Source organism: Duganella sp. GW821-FHT07F09 (assembly GCF_059418705.1).
Map to the genome: position 1 here is coordinate 333,973 of NZ_JBWKQJ010000001.1, position 22,989 is coordinate 356,961.

Here is a 22,989-nt window from a genome sequence, read left to right on the forward strand (position 1 = left end):
GTTTAGGCTCCGCGGGCGCTGCGGTTGATTGAGTAATGCAGGGATGAGGGTTGCAGCACCGCGTCGAAGTTGACCGACTCTGTCATTGGCAGGCCGGCCAGCGTGGCGCTGATGGCGAAGCTGACGTGGTTGATGGAGCCACTTTCGCGCTCCAGCCATGCCTGCACATTGCGCAGGCGCGGCTCGTGACGTTCGATCGCCGTTTTCAGCGCGGCGCAAATTCGGGCGCGATCCTCGCTGCTGCTCAGGCACATGCCGGCGAAGTCGAGCAAACCGTAGTTGACGATGGAGCCGGCGCACTCGGGGTAGGTTTCCAACAGCTCGTCGGACAGCGCGCAGCGCGTGTTGAGCAGGTCTTCCAGGTCGCGCGCGACGGAATCCTTCAATTGTTCCAGCGTCAGGCCGTGCCCCGGGCGGGAGGCGGCGCTTTGCTCGCCCAGCAGACGGTCCAGCAGGCCAGGTGTAAAGCCGTTCATTGGAAGCCCTTATAAAAAAAGGCCAGGCCAGGCCGGCCTGGCCCAAAAAAGCGCGCCGTCGCAACGCGAAACGACGGGCGCCGGGGGGATCGTCAGACGATACGGTTGCTGGCCAAATCCCAGCCGCCGGAGGTGTTGCCGCCGGCGCCGCCGGTGATTTTTTGCTGCGTGTAGCGCCACTTGATCTTGGAGAATTTCAGTGCGACTTCCTCGGTAAGGATGTCGCCCTCGTGCACCGACGGCGACACTGCGCCGATCAGCACATTTTCGATCTCGATCTCGAAGTATTTAACGCGCTCGCCCTGGGCGTCCGCCCGCAAGAATTCCAGCCGGGCCTTGGGAATGGTGCGGCCGGCCGAGCAGGTCTGCAACAGGATCGGCGAGGACAAGTCGGCGAGCTTTGAGAAGACGATATCGCGGTGTTCGCAACGCTCGGCCGTGTGGCCGCCGCCGGTGGACGCGGTGGCCGATTTCGGCTGGTCGACGCCGAAAGTGACCGATTTACATTCGATCCAATCCTTATGGCGGTCGTCGGTCGACTCGCCTTTGATGCCATCAATATGAAGATAGACGTCGATTGCCATTGCATGCTCCAGTCTCAGGTGGTGGTGAAAAAAAATCAGCTATTGGTCGACTGCGGAAGCTCCGCGACCAGTCGGAGGGAAACGGACAGCTCGTCGAGCTGGAAGTGCGGCCGCAGGAAAGACACGGCGCGGTACACGCCGGGACGCCCTTGCACCTCGTGCACCTGGACGGACGCCTCGCGCAGCGGGAACTGCGCCTTTTGCTCCTGGCTGGCGTTGTCGTCCAATAAAACATATTTCATCAGCCAGCGATTGAGGAAGTCCTCGACGTTGGAGGCCGAGGCGAAGCTGCCGACCTTGTCGCGCATCATGGCCTTCATGTAGTGGGCGATGCGCGAGACGGCGAAGATGTACTGGAGCTGCGAGGACAGCACCGCGTTGGCGTTGGCCGCCTCGGAGCTGTATTTCTTCGCTTTCTGCGCCGACTGGGCGCCGAAGAAGGCCGCGTAGGAGGTGTTCTTGCAGTGCACCAGCGAGATGAATCCCAGATCGCTCAGTTCCTTCTCGCGGCGGTCGGTGATGGCCACCTCGGTCGGACACTTGAGCGCCACCTCGCCGTCGTCGGTTTTGAAGGTATGCGTGGGCAGGTCGTCCACCAAGCCTCCGCCCTCGACGCCGCGTATCGCCGCGCACCAGCCGAAATCGTCGAAGGCCTTGGTCAGCTTGGCGCCGAAGGCATAGGCGGCGTTACACCACAGGTACTTCTGATGATCGGTGCCATCGACTTCCTCGACGAAGTTAAAGCCTTCGACCGTGGTGTCGTCGACCGGATTGAATGGCAGGCGCCCCAGGAAGCGCGGCAACGCCAGGCCGACATAGCGCGAGTCCTCCGATTCGCGGAAGGCCTTCCACTTGGCGTATTCCACGGTATCGAACACCTTGGACAGGTCGCGCGGCTTGCCCAGATCGCCGTAGGTCTCCAGCCCGAACAACTCGGGCGCGGCGGAGGCGATGAACGGCGCGTGCGACGCCGCCGCGACGTGCGACATCTGCTCGACGAAGTACATGTCTTCCGGCTGGCGCGATATCTCGAAGTCTCCCAGCAGCGCGGCGTAAGGCGCGCCGCCGAAGGTGCCGAACTCCTCTTCGTAGACTTTCTTGAACATTGAGCTCTGGTCGAATTCCAGCGCGGACTGGAAGTCCTTGACCAGTTCCCGCTTGGTGGCGTTGAGCATGCGGATTTTCAGTCCCTGGCCGGTGGCGGAATTCTTGACCAGGTAGTGCAGGCCGGTCCAGCTCTGCTCCAGCTTCTGGAACTCCGGCGCGTGCATGATTGCGCTCAACTGGCTGGAGATCAGCCGGTCCAGCTCCGCGACGCGCGCGTCGAGGGTCGCCGACAGGTTGTTCGACATGACCACCGTTCCGTCGAGGACCTGGCTGACCAGTTCCGAGATGATGTCCTTGGCGCGTTCGTGTTCCACCGTCGATTTGGCGACTTTGCTTTGCTCGACGATCTGGTCCAGCAGGTTGACGTCTTCGGTGGTGACGGCGGCTTCCTGCAGCTGGTTGATTTGTGCCGACATGTCAGTCTCCCTTTACCGGCTTGGCCGTTTTCAGCTTGGCCAACTTGTCGGTGCTGCTCAGGACCTCGCTCAAGATGTCCTCCAGCTTGTCGTTGCCGGCCAGTTTGTTGCGCAGGTCCGCCAGCTTGCCGCGCGCCTCTAACAGGCGGCTGAGCGGTTCGACCTGGCGCACCACGGCTTCCGGCCGGAAGTCGGACATCGCCTTGAAGCGCAGTTCGACATTGAAGCTGGTGTCGTCGCCCGCCAGCTGGTTCGGCACCTTGAAGCGAGCGACCGGCTCGACGCCGCCCAGCACCTCATCGAAATTGTCGCTGTCGATGCCGACGAACTTACGGTCCTTCAGGCGCTTCTTCTCCACTTCCGAATTGCCACCGAAATCACCGACCACGCCGACCACGAAAGGCAGCTCCTTGTTTTCCATCGCGTCGCCTATCTCCACGTCGTACGTCATCTGCACACGCGGTGGACGCACTTTGGTCAGGCGCTTTTGGACACTGTCACCATTTGCCATACAAACTCCATCAAAAAGGGGAAACAAGTAAAGCGGCTTACTTCAAACCGCCGAAAGGATCGCTGCTGTTGGTCTGGCTGTTGTTCTTGACGGGCGCAGTGGCGGTGTTTTTCTTGGCGGGAGCGGGTTTGCGCGTGGCCGTCGACGACGGCACCAGCACCTCCTCGCCCAAGCTACCGCGCAGGAGTTTGGCCAGCTCCTGCGCCTCCGAACGCAGCGAACCATTCAAATTGTTCTGCCGACTCAGGTCCGCCAGCGCCTTGGTCGACAAACGCAGTCCGCTGACCGCGACGATGCTGTTGCCAAGCTTGTCGTTCGGGTCGCGCTGCAGCGCCTCGAGCGCGTTGGTGATCGCCTCGCCGTAGCTGGCGCGGTCGAATTTGATTTGCGCCATATGCAGCCAGGGCGCCTTGTCGGCGGGATAGTTGGTGGCGGCGGCCTTCAGGAGGCCCTGCGCCTTGTCGCCTTCGCCGGCGGCCAGCGCGGTGCCGGCCTCTGTCAGCGCCTGCTCCAGCGTGGAAGCCTGCGGCTTTTTGGTGCGGACCATGTCGCCGTCGGTCGCACAGCCGGACAACAGGATCAGACTCGCCACGCAGGGCAACCATGTTCTTGCGATGTTCATCACTCTCTCCTTGTTTGCGGAACCAGAAACGAGAGATTCATTATTCATGAACGCCGGCAGCACTAGTTGCGTCTAATCAATTATTTACCCTCTTCCAAATTGCTTGCGCCGCCGCAAATTCGAACAAGGCCGCTTTCGCTCTAATGCATGGATCGCCTGGAGAAAACATGAACGGAACAACCATGATCGTGATAGCGGGACTGCTTGCCCTACAAGGCTGCGCGGCCGGTTCCATCGCCGGCGCGGCGCTGCAAATCGCCGGCGTCCAAAAGCCGCCGGAACTGCCCGACGCCCAAAAGCCGCCACGCAATGTGGCGATTCGGCTGCACGCGGCGCGGAACCTCAACGCCGGCAAGGCGGTGCAGCCGATGGCGCTGGCGACGCGGATTTACAAGCTGCGCCAGACCGCCGCCTTCCACCAAATGAACTTCAACGCCTTCCTCAACGCGCAGGCCGAACGCGAACAACTCGGCAACGACCTGCTGGAAGTCAAAGAGGTGATGCTGATTCCCGGCCAGCGCTACGAGGTGGCCGAGAAGGTCACGCGCGAAGCGTATTTCATCGGGGTTGTCGCGTTGTTCCAGGCGCCGGCCGAGCAGCGCTGGCGCCTGGCATTTGCCGCCGCCGACGCGGAAAAATCCGGCATCACCGTTGGATTGCATGCCTGCGCGATGAGCGTCGGCGCGGGCGCCGTCGCAACAACGGCAGTCAATGAAACAGGCATGCCTCTGGCGGCGGTGCGCTGCCAATAACCTGAAGGAGTCAACATGAGTATCCCATCCAAGGTCTTGTGGGGCGAAGGCGTGTTCCTTCGTCCACAGCACTTCCAGCAGCAGGACCAGTATCATGAGGCGCGCCTGCACCAGACCGCGCAGGCGCTGCATCCCTATCTGTGGGGCGTGCGGCGCATCGAGTGGGATCACGACGCGCTGAAGGCCGATCGCCTGCGCCTGCAAGCGCTGTCCATCATCTTCCAGGATGGCGAAATCGTCGACGCGCCGTCGAGCGAACCGCTGCCGGTGGCGATTGACCTGTCCACCCTGCCGCCAAGCCTGCAGGAAGTGACCTGGTACGCCGCCCTGCCCGCGCTGGCACCCGGCGGTGGCAACGCGGCGCCGAACGGTCCGCGACAAGACGAACAGCAGGCCGGCGCCCGTTATCGCCAAACGACCAGTGAAACGCCGGACTTGTACACGCGCGCCGTCAGCGCGGAAGTCAGCTATCTGAAGAAATCGGTGCGGTTGGTATCCGACCAGGAACCGCTTGGCGCTTACGACTGCGTGCCGGTGATACGCCTGCGCCGCCTGGTCACCGGCGGTTTCGAAGCCGATCCTTCGTTTATCCCGCCAGGCCTGTCGATCGCCAGCGCCCCGACGCTGAAAGCGATGCTGGACCGCCTGATGGACGCCCTGCAGGCCAAGGTGCAGTCCTTGCAAGGCCACATGCGCGAGCCCAGCCGCAACGTCATCGAATTCCGCTCCGGCGACGTGTCGTCATTCTGGCTGCTGCACACGGTCAGCACATCGGCCGCGTCGTTGATGCACTACGTGCGCAATCCCGAGCTGCATCCGGAGCGGCTGTTCGAATCGCTGCTTGGGCTGGCCGGCGCCCTGATGACTTACTCGAAACAGTACTCGCTGGTCCACCTGCCCTGCTACCGGCACGACGACATGGCGGCATGCTTCTCCGGCCTCGACGACATCATCCGCGATCTACTGGACACCGTGATCTCGACCAAATACTTCTCGATCGCGCTGTCGGAAGAAAAGCCGAGCTACCATCTGGGCAAGCTCGACTCCGGCAAGATCGATCAGCGCACCACGCTCTATCTCGCTGTCAGCGCCTCGCTGTCCGCACTGGAGCTGGTGGAAATCGTGCCGCTGCGTGTCAAGGCCGGCGCGCCGGACGACGTGGAAAAGTGCGTGCTGACGGCCATGCCGGGCGTAAAAATCACCCACGCGCCCCAGGTGCCGGCGGCGATTCCGGTTCAACCGGATACCTACTACTTTGCGCTGGAAAGCAAAGGCATGTTGTATGAGCAGATGCTCAAGGCGCAGTCGATCTCGATCTATGTACCGAGCGGCATACGCGACCTGCGCATCAACCTGATCGCGGTGACAGCATGACGCCCCAAATCGAACGCCGCGCGATCCCGACGCTGATGGGCGGCCAGCGCCGGCAGATCCAGCCTGGCTACGGCCATGTGCAAACCCTGCTCGACCTGCTGCAGGAAGGCTTCTATCTGCTGTTCATGCTGAAGAACGGCAGCGCCCCGCCGGGCGAGGCGGCCTTCCTGGACACCATCACCGCCTACCTGGCGGAATTCGACAGCGAGGCCCGCAAGCTGCGCGCGCAAGGTGAGGATATCGACGACGCCAAGTACGCTTTCTGCGCCGCGCTCGACGAGATCATCCTGGGGTCGCAGTTCCCGATGCGCTTCGCGTGGGAGCGCCGTCCGCTGCAACTGGTGATCTTTGGGGACCAACTGGCCGGCGAACACTTCTTCGACCGTCTGGAAGCGCTGCGCAGCACCGGCGGCGCCAGGCTGCCGGCGCTACAGGTCTTCCATATGTGTTTGCTGATCGGCTTTCGCGGCAAATACGCGCTCGACACCGCCGACAAGCTGGCCTACATGACCGCACGCCTCGGCGACGAGATCGCGCACATTCAAGGCAAGAGCAAGGGCTTCGCGCCGCAGGCCGAAAGGCCCGACCAGATCGTGAACAAATTGCGCAGCAACACGCCGTTGTGGGCATTGTGCGCGCTGTTCGCGGTGATCGGCCTGGCGGCCTACATCGGGTTGGAGTCCTCGCTGTCGCACGACACGCAGAATACACTGGCGGGCTACTCGGATCTGGTCAAGCTTGCGCCAAGGCCGGCCTATGTGACGATCACGCTGCCCTGACCGGGCAGCGTTTTTTACTGGGCGATGCGGAACTCGATACGACGGTTGCGCGCGCGGCCGTCGGCGCTGCTGTTCTCGGCCACCGGGCGGTCCGGCCCCTGCCCCGAAACCATCACCATCTCCTGGCTGATCCCCCTGTCGGCCAGGTAGCTGCGCACCGCCTGCGCGCGCGCGTGGCTCAAGGCCAGGTTGCTGTCGCGCAGACCGACATTGTCGGTGTGCCCGATCACCTCCACCTTCTTGCCTTTCACCTTCTGCATCGCCGCCGCCATTTCGTCCAGGATGCCCTTGCCGGAGTCGGTCAGCGTCGCTTTGCCGCTCTCGAACTCGATGATGCGCTTGGCCAGCGTCTCGTCGAGCAGGTTTTGTTCGGCCGCGCTCACGCGCAGGCCGTTGTTGACCGTGTAGCTGGGATTGAGGCTGGTGGCAAAGTCGCTGGCAATCTGCTGGCGCTGCGCCTCGTTTGCGACCTCGCCGCGCAGGGTGACGTTGGTGCCGTCGATCTTGATTTCGCCCTTGCTGATCAACTTCAGATTGGGACCAATCAGCTTTTGCACGTAGCCGTTCCAGTTGGGCGGCAGCGACACCGGCGCGATCGACACCTGATCGACCACCCGCTCGGCGCCATACAACTCCCGCACGCGGGCGAGCATGGCCGCCTTGCTCGCCTCGTCCGGCACCGAGCCGCTGACCAGTACCTGGCCGGGACGGGGTGTTGCCGGCGCCGGGGCCTGTGCCGCACAATAGATTGATGTCGATAACAATGCCGGCATCACCGCCGGCCAGATGGTCCGCTGGCGCATCGAAAAGCTCCTCTTTGGATGGAATCGAAGTGTGGTAAATCAGACGAAAGTCTCGTGGAACAGCGCCTGGACGGAACGCAGCGACAACTGGCCCTGCTCCAGATAGGCCGACAGCTTTTGAACCCGCGCGTCGCTGGCGATCAGTTCATCGACCCAGCCGGAATAATCGAAGTTGATCTGCTGGTCGGCGGCGCACGCCGGATCGATGATGGCCTGAAGCGTTTCGGGAGCGGCACCGCCGAAGCCGATCACCAGCGACGGCTGCTCGCGGATATCGGCCACGAATACACACAGTTCGAAATCCGCCTGGTGCAGGAACGGCGCGATCAGATCCATCCAGAACGCGGCGACCAGATAGCGCTGGCGGGCCGACTGCGGCAACGGCAGCGCAAGGCTTTTCTCCAGCCGCGCCTCGGCGCTGCGCCGCACCGGCTGCAGCAGCAGCCCGATGGCCAGTATCATGCGGCGCGCCGAGTCGCGGCCCAGCATCGCCTCCAGGCTGGCGATGTTGTGACGGTCGAGGAAATCGACGAACGCGATTTCGTGCTCGGCGGCCCCGGGTTCGATATCGAAGGTGGTCGCCGCCAAGACCTGTAGCGCGGGGTCGGGGTCGGCCGCGTCCAACACATCGGAGGCCAGTTGTTCCAGCTCGTTCCACAGCGGCGCAAGAACCACCGGGCTCAAGGCGAGGAAGGTGCGCGGCGACTCGACCTCGATGGCGGTCATGCTCAGGAACGGATAGCGCCGTTGCGAGGCGTCGCTGCTGGCCGCCAGATGGCCGGCGATCGCGCGTCTACTGCGCGTGCCGACGAAGGCGAACTGCAACGGGCGCATCGCGTCGTAATTGATCTTCCAGCGCGGATCGGTGCTCAACAGATTCATCACCTCCGCCAGCCAGCCGTCAAGCAAGTTGGCCAGCGCCAGGTTGTTGGTCGCCTTGATAAAGTCGCCCCGCGATGGGAGCTTGCCGAAGTAGCCGATGCGTACATTCTGTGGAAGGCGTTTCATTGTGGCGCTCCGGTGGCCGCGATAGCGGGGGCGGCGGGGACGGCTGGGGCGCCGACGATGGTTTCCGGCAGCCGCATGCCACGGAAGCCCTGCTCCTGTGGCGCGCTGGCGTTGCCGCTGCTTTCAGGGCTGCTGATGATCTTCAGGCCCATGGCCACAGTGATGGCGTCGTTGGTCCAGCGCAGCTCGAACACGCCACCTTCGCGCCTTTGCTTGGCCGCCGCGTCGATCATGCGTTTGAGGCCGAACTGCCCTGGCTCGTTGAACACTTCAACGCTGCGGCCGTCGAACGACACCGCCGTGATGCGCGCCCCCGAGGCTCCCTGTGTGCCCGGGTGGACCATATTGGCCCACTGCGCCGGCGTGTTGCGGTAACGGATCTGCTGTCCGTCGATATCGACCGTATATTCCAGGGTGCCAGGGGCGGGCATCGGCTGGAGCTGGAACACGGTTTGCGCGGCGGCCGACGACGCGGCCACGCCGCCGGCGCCGATCGGCGCTATCCAGCCGGGGAAGCGTGCCACCGCCTGCGGGGCCAGCTTGATACCCATGTCGGCCCAGGTGCGCGGCGCCAGCACATCGCCACGGCGCAGCACCAAAGGGCCCATCGCGGTGGTGGCGAATTTGGCGATCAACCCGTCGGGACCGAAGAACTGCGCGATCTCCGTGCTGGCCGCTTCGATACGGGCATTGGGCGAGAATGGATATTTGTTGGCCAGCGATTGCTGGAACGGTTCGTAAACTTGCGCCAACCAAGTCTTGTTGATCTCCGACTCGGCCGGTCCGATCAACACCGCGAAGGTCTGCATCAACGGCCGCACCAGGATGGGACGGATCGCCTGTTTCTGCGAGTCGCTCATCCCGGTCAGCATTTGCTCGTCGACGTAGCGCAACGCGTCGGCCAGTTCCGAACCTGTGCCTTCCAGCGTCTGCTGCATGAACTGGCGCGCGCCGGGACCTGGATCGCCCTGGTTCTTCAACTGATTCAAACGGCTGCGCAACTTGGACAAGGTGTCCATGTAGGCGCGCATCAGCGACGCATCCTTGTCCTTGGCGGCGACCAGCTTGCCGACGCCGGCGAACTCGCGGCCGATGGGCCCCATCGGTCTGTCGACGCGGTTCTGGTCCAACTGCACATTGACGTTGATCTGCGACGATCCGCGCCGCAGCAAGGTGTTCTTGAGCCAGTTGACGAGACCCGACTGCGCCTCTTTCAACTCGGTGCTCATCACCGCCGGGTTGTCCCACGACGTCTGCTGATAAATTGTGGTCAGCAGCTTCGATATCGGCGACGATTGCGGATCGCCCAGGCGGTTCATGGCGACAACGGCGGCATCGAAACCATTCAGATTGGCAATGGTGACGCCCTGCACGAATTTCTGCCATTCGCGCGCGTAGTCGGCCTTGTACAAATCGGTCAGGCCCTTCTCGATTTGTTCCGGGCTGCCCTCCAGCGTCAGGTCGTCGCGCGCGGCGGTCTTCAAGACCCAGTCCGCGCTTTGCAGTTCGCGCGTGGCCGCCTCGCGGAAGGCCCCCTGAACATACTTCTCCCACGCTTCACGCGCGTAGGCGCCGGCGATCGCGTGACTGCCGGTGACCAGCGCCTGATCTTGTTCGCCGACCATGCGCGCCACCGTCATCGCCGGGAAGCGGGTATTGGCACGGGCACGGATGTCGGCGTAGACGCGTTCGCGCGCCGGCATGCCGCGCACCACGCGCTTCAGATTCTCACGCGCCTGGTCGATCAGCGCCAGCTTCGGTTCCACGCGCGGCCACGACGGATCGGCGATCTGCGCCAGGTAGAAGGTCATCAGCCGTTCGGCGCTGTGGATCATCCGCTCGCGCGGCATCGCGCCCCGGTGGTTCTCGAGCCACACGCGCCAGTGGCGAGTCAATTGGTCGTTCAAATGGCTGGGCTCCGCGTGCGATTTATCGACTAGCATCAAGTAGCTTTTCAGCGCGTTGTAGGCGTCTTCCACGTTGCCGGCGGAGGCTTGCTGGAACTGGCGGTTGACCGGGGCCGGGGGAGCCACGGCGGTGGTTTCGCCCGCAGGCTGCGCGGGGGCGGCGCCCGGCGCCTGCAATTCGTCGGCGCGGGAATTCATCTCGGACAGCAGCGTCTCCAGGTTGGCGACGACCGGCTTGATCATCACCTCCCGCACGCCGGAGAAATACTCCGCGCGCAGCTTCTGCTCCAGCAGCCCGCCCTGATACAGGCCCATACGCAGCGACCATGGCCGCTCGTCGCGGTACTTGTCCAGTTGTTCGATGCGGTCCTGGAGGATCTCCAGCGCCTCGAGCCGCGACTGCAAATCGAGCCGTTTGTCCTGCAGCTTGATCACCTTATCCAGATCCGCCTGCACGTTGCCGACCAACTGGCGATTGCCCAGGTACGACCAGCTCCATCCGCCCAGCGACGCGCCAAGCAGCAGCACCGCGCCGAAGAACGCGGCATATGTCAGCCGCACCTTATGCTTGCTGGCGTACTGCGATACCAGGTCCTTGTCGGCGAAGATCACCTTGCGGAATAAATTCTGCAGGAAGAAACCTGACTGCCCCGCTCCGGCGACGGCCTGCGCATCCGGCACCGACAGCGCGAAGCGCTTGGCCACCCTGTGCGATTGCTCGCTGACCGGCATACCCTCCTGCAGCGCGCTGGTGAAGTAGAAACCGCGAAACACGGGTTTGAACTGGAACGGATTTTCCTCGAACAGCGTCGCCAGGAACGCCCGCAGCGGCGCCCTGATCGTCGCGAACTCCAGCGGGAAGGTGAACACGCCGGGCTCCATGCGCTCGCGGCGCTGCTGGCTCATATTGGCCAGGCTAAGCTCCTTCAAGCCGTCGCACAGCTCCGCGAAGCTCTGGTCGAAGAACGCCAGCAGCTGCTGGCTGGTCGCCTTGCGCTTATAGGGCATGGTCGCGCCCCACACGCGCTCGCGCTCCGAGCGCTCGGCCTTGGCGAAGAACTCGCCGAAGCCCGCGATCAGATCGGCCTTGGTGAACACCAGGTACACCGGCGCGAAAACCTCCAGCCGCTCGATCAAATCCTGTACCCGTTTGCGCAAACTGAGCGCGAGCTTGATGCCGGCCTCCGGGTCGTCGCCGCGCAGCTCCGCGATGCTGACGGCGATCAGGATGCCGTTGATCGGCGCGCGGCGGCGGTACTTCTTCAGCAAATCGAGAAAGCCGAACCACTCGGCGCGGTGTTCTTCCATGACCGAATAGCGGCCGGCCGTGTCGAGCAGGATGCCGTCCGGCGTGAAGAACCAGTCGCAGTTGCGGGTGCCGCCGACGCCCTGCACCACCTTGCCGTCGGCGAAAGGAAACTGCAACCCGGAGTTGGTGATCGCCGTGCTTTTGCCGGCGGCCGGATTCCCGATGATCATGTACCAAGGCAGCTCATACAAGGCGCGCGTGCCGGAGACGATGCCCAACTTGGAACCCTTGATCGTCTCGATGGCCTTCAACAGGCTCTCGCGGATGGCCTTGACCTCGGCGCCCGCCTGGTCCTTCGGCGCCTCCTCGGCTGCGGTCCTGGTGCCGATGGCGTCGGCCAGCTTCTCGGACTCCCGCTTGGCGCGGGACCGTCGCCATAGCCACACCAGCCCCGCCAGCGCCAGCATCACGGCGGTCGCGCCCAGCGCCCAGATCAGCGCCAGCTCCAACACTTGCGCGCCTAAATAGAATATCGCCGCCATCGCGGCCAAACCAAAAATCGTCAGGTGACGGGTATCGGTCAGGAAGTGCCAAATTTTTCGCATCATGGTTCGGTCGGGGCTTGGACGACAGCGCTTGAAAGGAAGGCGGACCGATCAATGTTGCCACCAATCATGTTTCGAATTCTTGAGCGCGCACAATGATGGCCGTGCCCCGTCCTATTTGCGCACAGTGCCGGGGACACGCAGTTCCGTGTGGCCGAAGTCCATCATCGTCCAGCGCCCGCCCCAGGTCAGCCCGACCGACTCGGCCACCTCGCCATACAGGCGGTAGCCGCGCATCGCCCACGGATCTTTTTCCGAGATCACCAGCTTGCCGTCGCGCAGAAACGCGCAGTCGGCCGCCAGCCCGAACTGGTGATAGCTCTGGAAAGCCTTGGCGTTGGTGACGTTGGCACCGGCCGCCGCCAGCGAGTTCTGCCGCTCCGGGCTGCGGTAGCCTTCCAGGATCGCCATGTCGTAACCGTGGCGCTCCTTCATGATCCGAAACACCAGCAGCATGCGGCGGGAAAAGTCCGGATCGAGCAATTGCCAGTTGCGGTTGGCGCTGTCGAGCATCGGCCGCACCAATGTCACCTCGGCCGTCGTGAACGTCACCGGCGGCAACGGCGCCGGCGTTACCAGTTGCTCGCCCTTGAGCAGATCGGCCACCTGGTCGTTGGTGACATGGCCGGCGCCGTCATATCCGCCCAGCATGTCGCGACCACTGAGCATCAGCGCCAGCAGCGGCGGCACCGTCATCAGCACGGACGCGGCCAGTATCAGCGGATAACGCCGTTGCACGAATCGCAATGCGCTACCGGCACCGCCGCGCGCGCCGCGTCCCAGCGCCGACGCCTGTTGCGCGCCTTGTTGATAATCGCGCCGCAAGCGCTCCTCAAGACGGCGCCCGATCGCGCTGGCCGAATGCGTTATCAGGTCGCGTCCCGCCGGAAACAGCAGCAGCCAGGCACCAACACCCGCGAACACGAAAAACATCAACACAGAAAAAAGAAACATGGTGCGCTCCGTCAAAGCAAAGTCTGGCCGCCGGATGGACACTGGCAAGCGACCGGGTCAATAACGTTTCATCGTAGGCCCGATCGGCGATCGGCGTGAAAGACCAGATCAAATTCGAAGGGAATATTGTGGACACATCGAAACGGAAGCCGGACTTGATGGGAACGTCGGGCGCGCAGACGGACGGCGCCAAGCGCATTCTCGCGCATCTGGAACACGGCGCGCGGCTGCCCGCGTCCAAGCCGGCGCGCGCGACCAGCTGGGCTATCGACGGATGGACCGTGGGTCTGGGTTTGCTGCTGCTGGCGATGTGCGGCATCGCTTGGCTGATGCATGAAAGAAGCGCCCCATCGGGCGGTTTCAAGACAAGCTACAGCAGCGTGCGCACGTCGCCAAGGTATGAACGACCGAACGAGAATATACCGGCGAGCACGCGGTCGGAAAGCGCCCACGTGGACCCGGGGGAAGTGATCGTGGAGCCGGCTGAACTGCCGGCGGCGATCGTGAACGATCCGGTGCCGCTACAGGCAATGACGGCGACAACGACTGCGCCGCTCGCGGTCGAGCCGACAGCCTACACGCCGCCAAATGCCGGGGCAGGCACGCCAACACCGGGACCGGCGACCTTGCCCGCCCAAACACCGCGCGTCGCCCCGGTCGGCGCCACATATCCGAAGCCGGCCGACACCAGCGCCATCAATAAGTACAACAGCACCGCCAGCGCCGCGACTCCGCGCACCACTGCGGCCACGGCTGCGGCATCACGCGGCAAGACGGCGGCGCCCGCCAACGACACCGACGTCGCCTTGCTCACCGCGCTCGTGGCACACTCGGGCAAGCCCGCCGCCGTCGCGCCGGAACGCAGCCGCGACATCGTCGAGCGTCGCGAAGGCGACAGCACGGCGGACCTGCTGGCGCGCTGCAAGCAGTTGGGCCTGATCGAGGGCATGCTGTGCCGCTCGCGGATCTGTTCCGGACGCTGGGAATCGGACGCCACCTGCCGCGCGCCGGCGCTTTGACTACTGGATCGTCAACGCTTGCCGCCGCTTCCCACCTTCTTCGGCAAGGTCGGGCACTAGACACGCTGGCGGACGCTGCGGCCGTCATGTCCGCCATCCGGATCCGGATCGCGCGCCCTGCCGCCGGACGACGGCGCCGCGTCCTCCGCCGCGTCGGGCGGACTGGATGGAAACAACGCCAACAAGGTCTGCCGCACTGACTGCTCGACCGTGGCGGCGTGCTCCCGCCGCGCGGCCGCCACGGCGCGGGGCGGATTCTGCGGAGTGCGATTCAGCGCGCCGGCGAGCGCCGACACTTCGCGCGCGGCCGCCGTCGCGTCCCTGACGGACGCCCCGCTATTCCTCAGCAAGCTCGTCGCCAGCAGATCGTTGCGCAAATCCGTGTTCACCGCCGCCGGCAGATTCAAATGAAACAGCGTCATGCCGTCCACTTTTTCCATTTTCTCACTCACGCGCTTGGCGAAACCGCCATCGATGATCGGCGTCGGCCCGAAGGTTTTCCGCTGTTTGAATTTCATCGCGGCCATGCCGGTGCGCACCACAGCGATCCTTGCGCCCAGCTCGTTGGCGTGCTCGGCAACAAACGCCGCCTTGGCCTCCAGCACCGGCGGCGCCGTGTGCGCGTTGTACGAGTAGTCGGTCTCCCGCAGCCCTTCCGCTTCCGCGGTGAACAAGCCATCCTCCGCGTGGATCGCCGGGCCCTCGCCCCAGGCATCGACAACGATGGTGGGCCGCTGGTCGGGCGCCGGGGACGGCGTGCGCAGCTCGGCCCAGCCGTGATCGGTGTCGCGGTTGACCACGCAGTGCACCTCCTGGCCTTCGGACATCCGGGCCGCCAGCTTATGCGCCGCGACGGCGGCATGCTCGCCGCAATTGCCCGCCCCCGCGATCTCGGCGATGGCGGCGCGGTGCAGGGGCAAGGCATTGAGTTTGCGGCTGTTGCGCACCACCCTGGCCGCCGAGTAGGTACGATAGCTGTGGCCGTTGGTGGCCTCGATATCGGTGGTGACGTTGCCGCGCCCGATGGGCAGCGCCTCGCGCGTTTGCTGCAGCACGTCGTTGGCCTGGCGCAGGCGCTCCAGCTCGTCGCCCTCGATCGCCCGCCCATCGACCACGCGCGCCATCACATAGCTGGCCAGTTGCCTGTCATGGGCGGGAATACCACCACCACGCGCCGGCGGCCGGCGCGCGAGCCCCTCGGGTATCGGCGAAGGGGAACGCGGACGCGCGGCAGAGGTACCGGCCGCCGAGGACCCGGCCTCGTCGTTTCGACTGCCCAGAGTCAAATCCGTACTGGGCGGAGAGGATGGTGTTCTCGGAATGGAGCGCATGATGAGGTGCGAGTAACGGACGGGTGGAGGATGTGCATCATTTTGCTGCGTGGCCACGGACAACATGTCGCGTTTGCGAAGCGATAGCGCGCTAGCCGAACGTTTACGCCAGTCAAGGGCTTAGCTAGGGCTGGCCAGCGGCGTGCTGGCGTTGACGCTGGCGATATTGTCGATGCTCGGCGTGGCGCGTTCCACTATCCAATACTTGACCACGCCCGAACTACGGCGTGCCTACTCGCCGGATGTGATACGCCGCCTGTTCGGCACTGCGATCAAGGGCCAAAAGGGTTTTCCCGAAAAATATGGCGTGCAGGGCGACTACATGCCGGATGGTTTTATAAAGCAGCAAAAGTTCCCGTTCAGCTCGCAAAAATAGTCCACCTCGGCTCCAGAAAGCAAAAAGCCCAACCTGTAAAGGCTGGGCTTTTTAATCTTACTAAATTCTGGCTCCCCGACCTGGACTCGAACCAGGGACCTGCGGATTAACAGTCCGTCGCTCTACCAACTGAGCTATCAGGGAAAAGAGGCCGCATTATATACGGCCAATTTCTAGCTGTCTAGGCTAGAGAAAAAAATCGTGCATCTCACCCATCAGATGCCGCTGGCGGCTCGTGGCGGATTACGCCGTGCCGGCTAATCCGCCCTACGAGTTACCACCAACGATCAGAAACCGCCCTTGAACTGCACACCGAACTGACGTGGCTCGTTCACCATGCCGGTCAGGTTGTTGAAGTCGATGGCGCCGATGATGCGCTGGGTGTCGGTGATGTTGCGCGCGAAAGCGGCCACTTCGTACTTGCCGCCATCCCAGTTGTAGCCGACGCGCAGGCCGCCTTCAACCATGGACTTGCCGGTGAATTCCTTGGCTTCGTACAGGAAGAAGTTGATCTTGCTGCGATACGACCAGTCGGTCAGCACGAACAGGTTGCCGTTCTCCAGCGCCCAGTTGTAGCGCGCGGTCGCGTTCAGGATGTACTTCGGCGCCTGCGGCAGCGGGTTGCCGTTGATGTCGACGCGGCCGGCCGCGTTGAGCGGATCGGTCACAGTGCACGAACCGCACTTGGCCACGGACAGGCTCGGGTCCTTGATCTTGGTGAAGTTGTACGAACCGCCAGCCGAGACCTTGAACGCCGGCGTGATGAACGCCTCGAAGTCCGCTTCGACGCCGCGACCGTCGGTCTTGGCGGCGTTGATCAGGCGGGTGACGTTGGAGTTACCACCGACCACGGTCAGCTGCTGGTTCTTCACTTCGTAGTTGTAGACGCTGAACGAAGCGCGCGCGCGGCGGTTGAACAGGTCGGCCTTGACGCCGGCTTCATACGAGGTGATGGTTTCGGCGTCGGCCACGGTGATCGGCACCGACGCCGAGGCGGCGGCGATACTCGGCGCGCGGAAGCCAGTCGCCACGCGGGCGTACGTGCTCACGTCCGGGTTGATCTTGTAAGTCAGGCTCATGTCCCAGCTGGCTTTGCTCTTGCTCTCGTCGACCGACTGCGGGCCGGCCAGCACCACGTTCTGGGCTTCCACGGTGCGGAATTCCTTCTCGTCGTGCGTGTAGCGCAGGCCGCCGCGCAGGATCAGGTCCTTGGACAGATCGTAGGTCACCGAACCGAACACGGCAGCAGCCTTGTTGGTCTGATGGCTGGCCAGGTGCGAGGTTTGCGCGCCGGTGGTGCTGTTGTAGTTGTTGCTGAAGCCGTCGGCGCTTTCCTTGAAGTAGTAGACGCCGGTCTGCCAGTTCAGCGGACCCGCGTTCTTCGATTCGACGCGGAATTCCTGGCTGTACTGGTGCAGGCCGCTCAGCCCGCCACCGGTTTCGACCTGGAACGGAATGAAGCCAGGGCCGGCCGGCGTGCCGCCGTCGATGTCGCCACGGCTGTAGTAGTTGTCGACGCCTTCGTAGCCGGTGATCGAGAACAGCTTGACCGAACCGAGGTCCCAGGTCAGGCGGGCGTTGGCGCCGTTGGTGGTCAGTTCCTGGCCGTTCTGGCCGTTGGTGCTGATCTGGTTGAAGTTGTAGCCATCGGCGAAGTCGTTGGTGCCCTTCTTGATGATGTTGGCGCGGAACAAGCGCGCGCTGCCGCTGGTCGAACGCGCGTGCACGTTGAACAGGGCGTTGAAGGTGGTGCTCGGGCTGTACAGGAACTGCACGCGCTCGGCGTGTTCGTTGTAGCCTTCCAGCGAATCCTTGGCGCCGGTGAAGGTGTTGTCGACGAAGTCGTCGCGGTGCTGGCGCAGGGTCGACACGCGCATCGCCCACTCGCTCGACAGCGGCACGTTGGCGGCCGCCTCGAGGTTGACGGTGTTGTGCGAGGCCCACGACAGGCTGTAGTAGCCTTCGACCTGTTTCAGGTTCGGCTTGGCCGATTCGAACTTGACCACGCCGGCCGGGGTATTACGGCCGAACAGTGTGCCCTGCGGGCCGCGCAGCACTTCCACGCCGGCCATGTCGAACATCGGGAAACCTTTGAGGATGCCGTTTTCCTGCACCACGTCGTCATACACCAACGAGACCGGCTGCGAGGCGAAGGTGCTGAAGTCGGTGTTGCCGTAGCCGCGGATGTAGAAGCGCGGGAAGGTACGGCCGTTCGACGATTCGACGTTCAGCGATGCCACTTTGCCTGCCAGCAGGCGAATGTCCTGGCCGCCGGACAGCAGCACGTCGAGCTTCTCGTCCTTGAGCAAGGTGACCGACACCGGCACGTCCTTGATGTTCTCGGCGCGGCGCTGGGCCGTCACGACAACGGTTTCCAGTTGCGCATCGGTCGCGGCGGCTTGCGCGAAGGCGGAACCGATAGGCATAACGGCGCTCAACGCCAGCAGGCGCTTGTGCATCTTAGACAATTTGATCATTCAATTTCCCGATTTAAATGTAATGCAAAGAGTAAAAAACAGCGTCTCCTGTTCCCTCTTTCGGTGACACCGCACGGTCATCTGACGTGACCATTGCAGCGCAAGCGGGCCGCTCGCGCGCCGCTTTCGGCAAAACTGGACCGCCCCGCTACTCCACCGTTTGGCGTGAACAGGATCGAATCCGCATCTTGATTGATGTCTAGAATGCACCGACTGGCAGAAAGGCGGTATTTTCAGCCATTGATAGCATGTATTGCAAGGCGAATATATCGATAGTCGAATTAACTGTTAGAAATTCGGCGGCTACTATGATGAAACTGAATAATAGAAGGCCGCCTTGCGGCGGCCCTGCAACAACGGTGTCGAAAAAACACCGGCCATTTACATTTTCTACACGCTGCAACTGTGTTGAAAATCCCACAAGCGGGCCATTGTCGGGCGCCCGCCCGGGTCGGCGAGAGCTACATGCCCAGCGATTTGAGCAGGTCCGAGTTGTCGTCGGGGTCGTCCACCGGCGACGGTGTCGACGCGTTGTCCGTGTTGTAGGCGTCGTCGATCAGCGATTGCGGATCGTGCTCGGCCGAATCGAAATCGTACAGTTTGATGAACTCGGTACGGTCGATCGCCAGCTCCAGGTAGAAGATGTTGTTCTTCTCGGTGTAGAAGGTGACGCGGCGCATTTCCGGACGGTCCAGCGGCGTGTCGACGCTCAGCATCACCTGCTTGGTCAGCACCAGCATCTTCGGCTGGTTCTGCGTGATGTTGGTCTGCAGCTCGCGCCGCACCTTGCCGGTGAAGTCGCCGACGATCTGGTTCATCAGCTCGCCCATGATGTTCGACACCTCGTCGGAGGTGTGCGAACTGGCCAGCTCGGACTTCGGCATGCCCATGTGCAGCATGTAGCGCTCGTAGATTTCCATCGCCGTGTCGGCGGCGAAGTTCAGCACCACCAGGCCGGTGAAGCCGCCGTCGAACATCACGAAGCAACCGATGTCGGGCTTCAGGCCGGTCTTGGTGATCCTTTGCACCATGCCGGAATAATTCACTTTGCTTTGCGTGGCGACATTCAGCACGCGGGCCACCGAGTTACACAAACTCATCAACAAATCTTCTGTACCGTACACGACATCCTTTTCTTCGCTCATGGGGCAACCTCTATTTACTTTTTATCGATGACGGCGCTGTTTCATGGTTCAGCGCCAAACGAAACATGGCCACCTCGCTCAGCAAGCGGGCGACCTCATCTTTCCATTCCTGATTCTGTGCCGTCGAGGGCGGCATGGCGGCCAAGGTGGCGCGCAAGACCGCGACCTCGCGCTCGAGTTCAAGCACCCGCCGCATGCTCTCGACCGTCTGACCGGTAGTGACCATAACGTCCTTTGTGGCCGAAATAAAATCAATAATATTGAGAATACCGAGGTGCAAGATTCCCGTCCACCTGATTCACACATTTGCGTCTGTTTTCGGTGCCGAAATGCAAAACTCTGTGCTGGACCGGGCGGCCAGGGGTTGGAATGGGGCCGGGAAGTAAAAAGCCACGTCGCATCGACGTGGCTTGGTTAGAGAATCGCGGCGGGGCCGGGTGGCGCTACTTGCCGGCGCCGCGTTTCTTCCGCTTTGGCGCCTTGGCCAGCGGGAAGAGCGCCTCGGTCCAGACCTTGCTCATCTGGGTCATGTTCTTCGCGGTTTCGCGTTTGACAGCGGCCGTCGCCTGCGCCCTGGCGGACCCGGCCACTTGATTGGCAACACGGTTGGCTTGACTGAGGAACATGCTCATGAAAGGATTTTTCATATCGGCACCTGTTCGTAGGGAGTGAGTGCCAACATTACAACATTGGCACGAAGGTCGCTGTTCGTTACCCCACCGAACCGATGCATTGCGTAGCGCGGACGTCGGCGCGAAAGCGTCTCGGCATGCGTCTGAAACAATTAGTTCTTGGCCGTTGAATCCGGTCTCTGTCGCGAATCGTATAGATCTCAATTCCGATAGCGTCGCCGCCACCCGCTCCATCCTGGCATCGGCATGACGTGACCGCTCGTCGACGCGCGCGGAGAAGGCGGCCAGCGCGGCCTCAATGCGCTCGACACGTCCATCCATGCGGCCCTCTACCGCCTCAAACATTTTTCAGAAGAACTGTACCGTTAATTGAAATCTCCCGTCGTCACCATGTCCACACGAGCTCCGGCGGCCAAAGTGTCGTGAATAAACAAGGCCTGAACGCAAAAAAGCCCAACCTGACAAGGCTGGGCTTTTTGCTTACTACTATATTCTGGCTCCCCGACCTGGACTCGAACCAGGGACCTGCGGATTAACAGTCCGTCGCTCTACCAACTGAGCTATCAGGGAATTGAGGCCAGAATTATAGCCGCTCAACCTGGATTTGCCCAGCCCAAAAAGCAACTATAAGCAACTATTTTCGCCGACGCGCCAGACGGCCCACCATCGCCAGCCCGACCAGCATCATGCCGTAGGTGGCGGGCTCCGGCACCGCCGCCACGACCGAGATGTCGTCCAGCGCGGCGCCGTAGTAGCTATGATAAGGATCGCCCACAAAGCTCAACGTGCTGGTATCCGAGGTGGCGACAAAACTGAAGCTCCTCCTGACCCAGCCCATGTTGGCGGTGGTCTTGCCGTCGATGTCGAACGTATAGGTGATCGGCGTGTTCACGCTGGCGTAGAAGAACTTGTCGCCGCCGCCGACCGGGTTGCCGGCCAGGCTGAAGCTGACGTTGTACGTCTGCCCCACCACCGTCGCGAACGACTGCGAGATCGATCCGGCGCCGCCGCCATTCAAGTCCAGGCTGTAGCTGCCGGAGGCCGGCGTCCAATAGGTGTTGATCAAGTCGACCGTGCCGCCGATGGTCCAGCCATCAAGGCCGGAGCCGATGGTTTCAAAACCACCGCTGAAGCCGCCGGCGGACTCGAAGCCGCCGTTGTGGATCAACTCGACCGACGCATACGCTGCGGGGCTGAGAACGGTGAAGGCTGCGACGACGGCTAAAGCTTTCATTTTGGACATTTCACACCCCGTTATAGTTATCCCGATTAAACGAGAATTTCCTAGTATTAACTCGATAACTATACGCCATAACAAGAGAACATCAAGAATTACATTTTAGAAACAATGTGGAATGTGAACACATGCGGGCGCGCAATGGAAAAAGCCCCATGTGACTTTACAACGATTTTCAGCGTTGTAAGTACACATGAGGCTTTAAAATTCTGGCTCCCCGACCTGGACTCGAACCAGGGACCTGCGGATTAACAGTCCGTCGCTCTACCAACTGAGCTATCAGGGATTAGAGGCAACATTTTATACTGTTTCGTTCACGCCATCAAGAAAGCTTTCTATCAGCGCAACTTATTTCGGTATTCCCTGTTGCCATTCGGACCAAGCAACTGCTCAACCCGAAGAAGCAAGAGTTTAGAGCACTTTAGCGATGGCGTCAATAACGATGTCGATATTGCGCGAATTCAACGCCGCCACGCAGATGCGGCCGGTGTCGACCGCGTAGATCGACTGCTCGCGCAGTTGATCGACCTGCGCCTTGGTCAGGCCCGAGTACGAGAACATGCCGACCTGGTCGCGCACGAACGCGAAGTCGTGGGCTGGCGCCTTGGCCTTCAGCTTCTCGACGAAGGCCTCGCGCATTTCCTTGATGCGCACGCGCATGCCTGCCAGCTCGTCTTCCCACATCTGACGCAGTTCCGGCGTGGTCAGCACGGTGGCGACGACCTTGCCGCCGTGCACAGGCGGGTTGGAGTAGTTGGTGCGCACGACGCGCTTCAACTGCGACATCAGACGGCTCGCTTCTTCGCCGCTGGCGGCGACCACGCTCAACGCGCCGACGCGCTCGCCGTACAGCGAGAACGACTTCGAGAACGAGTTCGACACCAGCAGCGGACCACCGGCGTCGGCGAAGCGGCGCACCACGGCGCCGTCTTCGGCGATACCGGCACCGAAGCCCTGGTACGCCATGTCGAGGAACGGCACCAGGCCGCCGCCGGTGACTGCCGCGATAACCTCATCCCACTGGGCCGACGTCAGATCGGCGCCGGTCGGGTTGTGGCAGCACGCGTGCAGCAGCACGATGGAGCCGCGCGGCATGGCCTTCAACGCGGCCAGCATGCCGGCGAAATCGACGCCGTGGGTGGCGGGATCGTAGTAAGTGTAGTTGTTGACGGTGAAGCCGGCGCTTTCGAACAGCGCGCGGTGGTTTTCCCAGCTTGGATCGCTGATGTAGACTTGCGAATCGGGCGCGAAGCGCTTGAGGAAGTCGGCGCCGATCTTCAGCGCGCCGGTGCCGCCGATGGCTTGCACGGTGACCGCACGTTTCTCTTGAATTACCGCGCTGTCGGCGCCAAATACCAGCTCTTGCACCGCCTTGTCATAGGCAGCCAGGCCTTCGATCGGCAGGTAGGTGCGCGGGGCCGGGGTCGCGATCAGGATTTCTTCCGCTTTCTGTACGCAAGACAGCAGAGGCACTTTGCCGTTGTCGTCATAATAAACGCCGACGCCCAGATTGATTTTGGCCGGGTTTTGGTCGGCGTTGAAGGCTTCGGTGATACCCAGGATCGGGTCGCGTGGTGCCATGTCGATGGCGCTGAACAAGCTAGGATTCGTCATGATAAGATTGG

At 62.5% G+C, this 22,989-nt stretch carries 20 protein-coding genes, 3 tRNA genes and 1 pseudogene; 5 read left to right on the top strand and 19 right to left on the bottom strand.

The window, feature by feature from the left end:
• Window positions 1-2: 2 nt before the first annotated feature.
• From tssE to AC07P1_RS01550, 5 genes are all read right to left on the bottom strand, one after another.
• Window positions 3-476 (bottom strand): type VI secretion system baseplate subunit TssE, encoded by a 474-nt coding sequence (gene tssE, locus AC07P1_RS01530; protein WP_494694177.1) that lies wholly within the window; start codon window positions 474-476, stop codon window positions 3-5.
• A 92-nt stretch (window positions 477-568) separates the two neighbouring features.
• Entirely contained in the window at window positions 569-1,060 is a 492-nt protein-coding gene (locus AC07P1_RS01535) for an Hcp family type VI secretion system effector (RefSeq protein WP_494694178.1), read from the bottom strand.
• 35 nt (window positions 1,061-1,095) lie between these two features.
• Entirely contained in the window at window positions 1,096-2,583 is a 1,488-nt protein-coding gene (gene tssC / locus AC07P1_RS01540; protein ID WP_494694179.1) for a type VI secretion system contractile sheath large subunit, read from the bottom strand.
• 1 nt (window position 2,584) lies between these two features.
• Window positions 2,585-3,094 (bottom strand): type VI secretion system contractile sheath small subunit, encoded by a 510-nt coding sequence (gene tssB, locus AC07P1_RS01545; protein WP_494694180.1) that lies wholly within the window; start codon window positions 3,092-3,094, stop codon window positions 2,585-2,587.
• A gap of 37 nt (window positions 3,095-3,131) precedes the next feature.
• Entirely contained in the window at window positions 3,132-3,716 is a 585-nt protein-coding gene (locus AC07P1_RS01550; RefSeq protein ID WP_494694181.1) for a tetratricopeptide repeat protein, read from the bottom strand.
• 167 nt (window positions 3,717-3,883) lie between these two features.
• Between AC07P1_RS01550 and tssJ the strand changes: the two genes are divergently transcribed.
• The 3 genes from tssJ to AC07P1_RS01565 are packed head-to-tail and all read left to right on the top strand — an operon-like array spanning window position 3,884 to window position 6,621.
• Window positions 3,884-4,468 carry a type VI secretion system lipoprotein TssJ gene (gene tssJ / locus AC07P1_RS01555; protein WP_494694182.1) on the top strand — a complete coding sequence of 195 codons (585 nt, stop codon included), beginning with the start codon at window positions 3,884-3,886 and terminating at the stop codon, window positions 4,466-4,468.
• Between the two features lie 15 nt (window positions 4,469-4,483).
• The gene (gene tssK, locus AC07P1_RS01560; RefSeq protein ID WP_494694183.1) at window positions 4,484-5,842 is read left to right on the top strand and encodes a type VI secretion system baseplate subunit TssK; all 1,359 of its coding nucleotides are present in this window, start codon (window positions 4,484-4,486) and stop codon (window positions 5,840-5,842) included.
• Complete coding sequence (locus AC07P1_RS01565; RefSeq protein WP_494694184.1) at window positions 5,839-6,621, top strand: DotU family type IV/VI secretion system protein; 783 nt, start codon at window positions 5,839-5,841, stop codon at window positions 6,619-6,621. Before tssK ends, AC07P1_RS01565 begins: the two co-directional genes overlap by 4 nt.
• A gap of 14 nt (window positions 6,622-6,635) precedes the next feature.
• On the opposite strand, the gene AC07P1_RS01570 is transcribed toward AC07P1_RS01565, so the two are convergent.
• From AC07P1_RS01570 to AC07P1_RS01585, 4 genes are all read right to left on the bottom strand, one after another.
• Window positions 6,636-7,424, bottom strand: a complete 789-nt coding sequence (locus AC07P1_RS01570) for an OmpA family protein (RefSeq protein ID WP_494694185.1) — start codon at window positions 7,422-7,424, stop codon at window positions 6,636-6,638.
• A gap of 39 nt (window positions 7,425-7,463) precedes the next feature.
• Window positions 7,464-8,432, bottom strand: coding sequence for a type VI secretion system-associated protein TagF (gene tagF / locus AC07P1_RS01575; RefSeq protein ID WP_494694186.1), 969 nt, complete (start codon window positions 8,430-8,432; stop codon window positions 7,464-7,466).
• Window positions 8,429-12,196, bottom strand: coding sequence for a type VI secretion system membrane subunit TssM (tssM, locus tag AC07P1_RS01580; protein WP_494694187.1), 3,768 nt, complete (start codon window positions 12,194-12,196; stop codon window positions 8,429-8,431). The genes tagF and tssM overlap by 4 nt, the downstream gene beginning before the upstream one ends.
• 111 nt (window positions 12,197-12,307) lie before the next feature.
• The gene (locus tag AC07P1_RS01585) at window positions 12,308-13,147 is read right to left on the bottom strand and encodes a M15 family metallopeptidase (protein WP_494694188.1); all 840 of its coding nucleotides are present in this window, start codon (window positions 13,145-13,147) and stop codon (window positions 12,308-12,310) included.
• A gap of 128 nt (window positions 13,148-13,275) precedes the next feature.
• On the opposite strand from AC07P1_RS01585, the gene AC07P1_RS01590 reads away from it, so the two are divergent.
• A complete protein-coding gene (locus tag AC07P1_RS01590) occupies window positions 13,276-14,166 on the top strand; it encodes a hypothetical protein (RefSeq protein WP_494694189.1) in 891 nt (296 codons plus the stop codon).
• A 56-nt stretch (window positions 14,167-14,222) separates the two neighbouring features.
• Here the strand turns inward: AC07P1_RS01590 and AC07P1_RS01595 are convergent, their stop codons facing one another.
• Complete coding sequence (locus tag AC07P1_RS01595; protein WP_494694190.1) at window positions 14,223-15,452, bottom strand: hypothetical protein; 1,230 nt, start codon at window positions 15,450-15,452, stop codon at window positions 14,223-14,225.
• Window positions 15,453-15,753: 301 nt separating this feature from the next.
• Between AC07P1_RS01595 and AC07P1_RS01600 the strand changes: the two are divergent.
• A pseudogene (locus AC07P1_RS01600) lies at window positions 15,754-15,873 on the top strand (sterol desaturase family protein); the annotation flags it as partial.
• 68 nt (window positions 15,874-15,941) lie between these two features.
• Here the strand turns inward: AC07P1_RS01600 and AC07P1_RS01605 are convergent.
• The 9 genes from AC07P1_RS01605 to AC07P1_RS01645 form a co-directional block, all read right to left on the bottom strand.
• Window positions 15,942-16,017, bottom strand: a tRNA-Asn gene (locus AC07P1_RS01605).
• Window positions 16,018-16,160: 143 nt separating this feature from the next.
• Window positions 16,161-18,350 (bottom strand): TonB-dependent receptor, encoded by a 2,190-nt coding sequence (locus AC07P1_RS01610; RefSeq protein ID WP_494694191.1) that lies wholly within the window; start codon window positions 18,348-18,350, stop codon window positions 16,161-16,163.
• A gap of 461 nt (window positions 18,351-18,811) precedes the next feature.
• Window positions 18,812-19,495 (bottom strand): DUF3334 family protein, encoded by a 684-nt coding sequence (locus AC07P1_RS01615; protein WP_494694192.1) that lies wholly within the window; start codon window positions 19,493-19,495, stop codon window positions 18,812-18,814.
• A 10-nt stretch (window positions 19,496-19,505) separates the two neighbouring features.
• On the bottom strand, window positions 19,506-19,775 hold the full coding sequence (locus AC07P1_RS01620; protein WP_494694193.1) for a hypothetical protein: 270 nt from the start codon (window positions 19,773-19,775) through the stop codon (window positions 19,506-19,508).
• 163 nt (window positions 19,776-19,938) lie between these two features.
• Complete coding sequence (locus AC07P1_RS01625; RefSeq protein WP_494694194.1) at window positions 19,939-20,142, bottom strand: hypothetical protein; 204 nt, start codon at window positions 20,140-20,142, stop codon at window positions 19,939-19,941.
• 479 nt (window positions 20,143-20,621) lie between these two features.
• Window positions 20,622-20,697 (bottom strand) — tRNA-Asn (locus AC07P1_RS01630).
• A 64-nt stretch (window positions 20,698-20,761) separates the two neighbouring features.
• Window positions 20,762-21,370 carry a choice-of-anchor C family protein gene (locus AC07P1_RS01635; protein WP_494694195.1) on the bottom strand — a complete coding sequence of 203 codons (609 nt, stop codon included), beginning with the start codon at window positions 21,368-21,370 and terminating at the stop codon, window positions 20,762-20,764.
• Window positions 21,371-21,574: 204 nt separating this feature from the next.
• Window positions 21,575-21,650, bottom strand: a tRNA-Asn gene (locus AC07P1_RS01640).
• A gap of 125 nt (window positions 21,651-21,775) precedes the next feature.
• Window positions 21,776-22,978 carry an amino acid aminotransferase gene (locus tag AC07P1_RS01645; RefSeq protein ID WP_494694196.1) on the bottom strand — a complete coding sequence of 401 codons (1,203 nt, stop codon included), beginning with the start codon at window positions 22,976-22,978 and terminating at the stop codon, window positions 21,776-21,778.
• Window positions 22,979-22,989 lie beyond the last annotated feature (11 nt).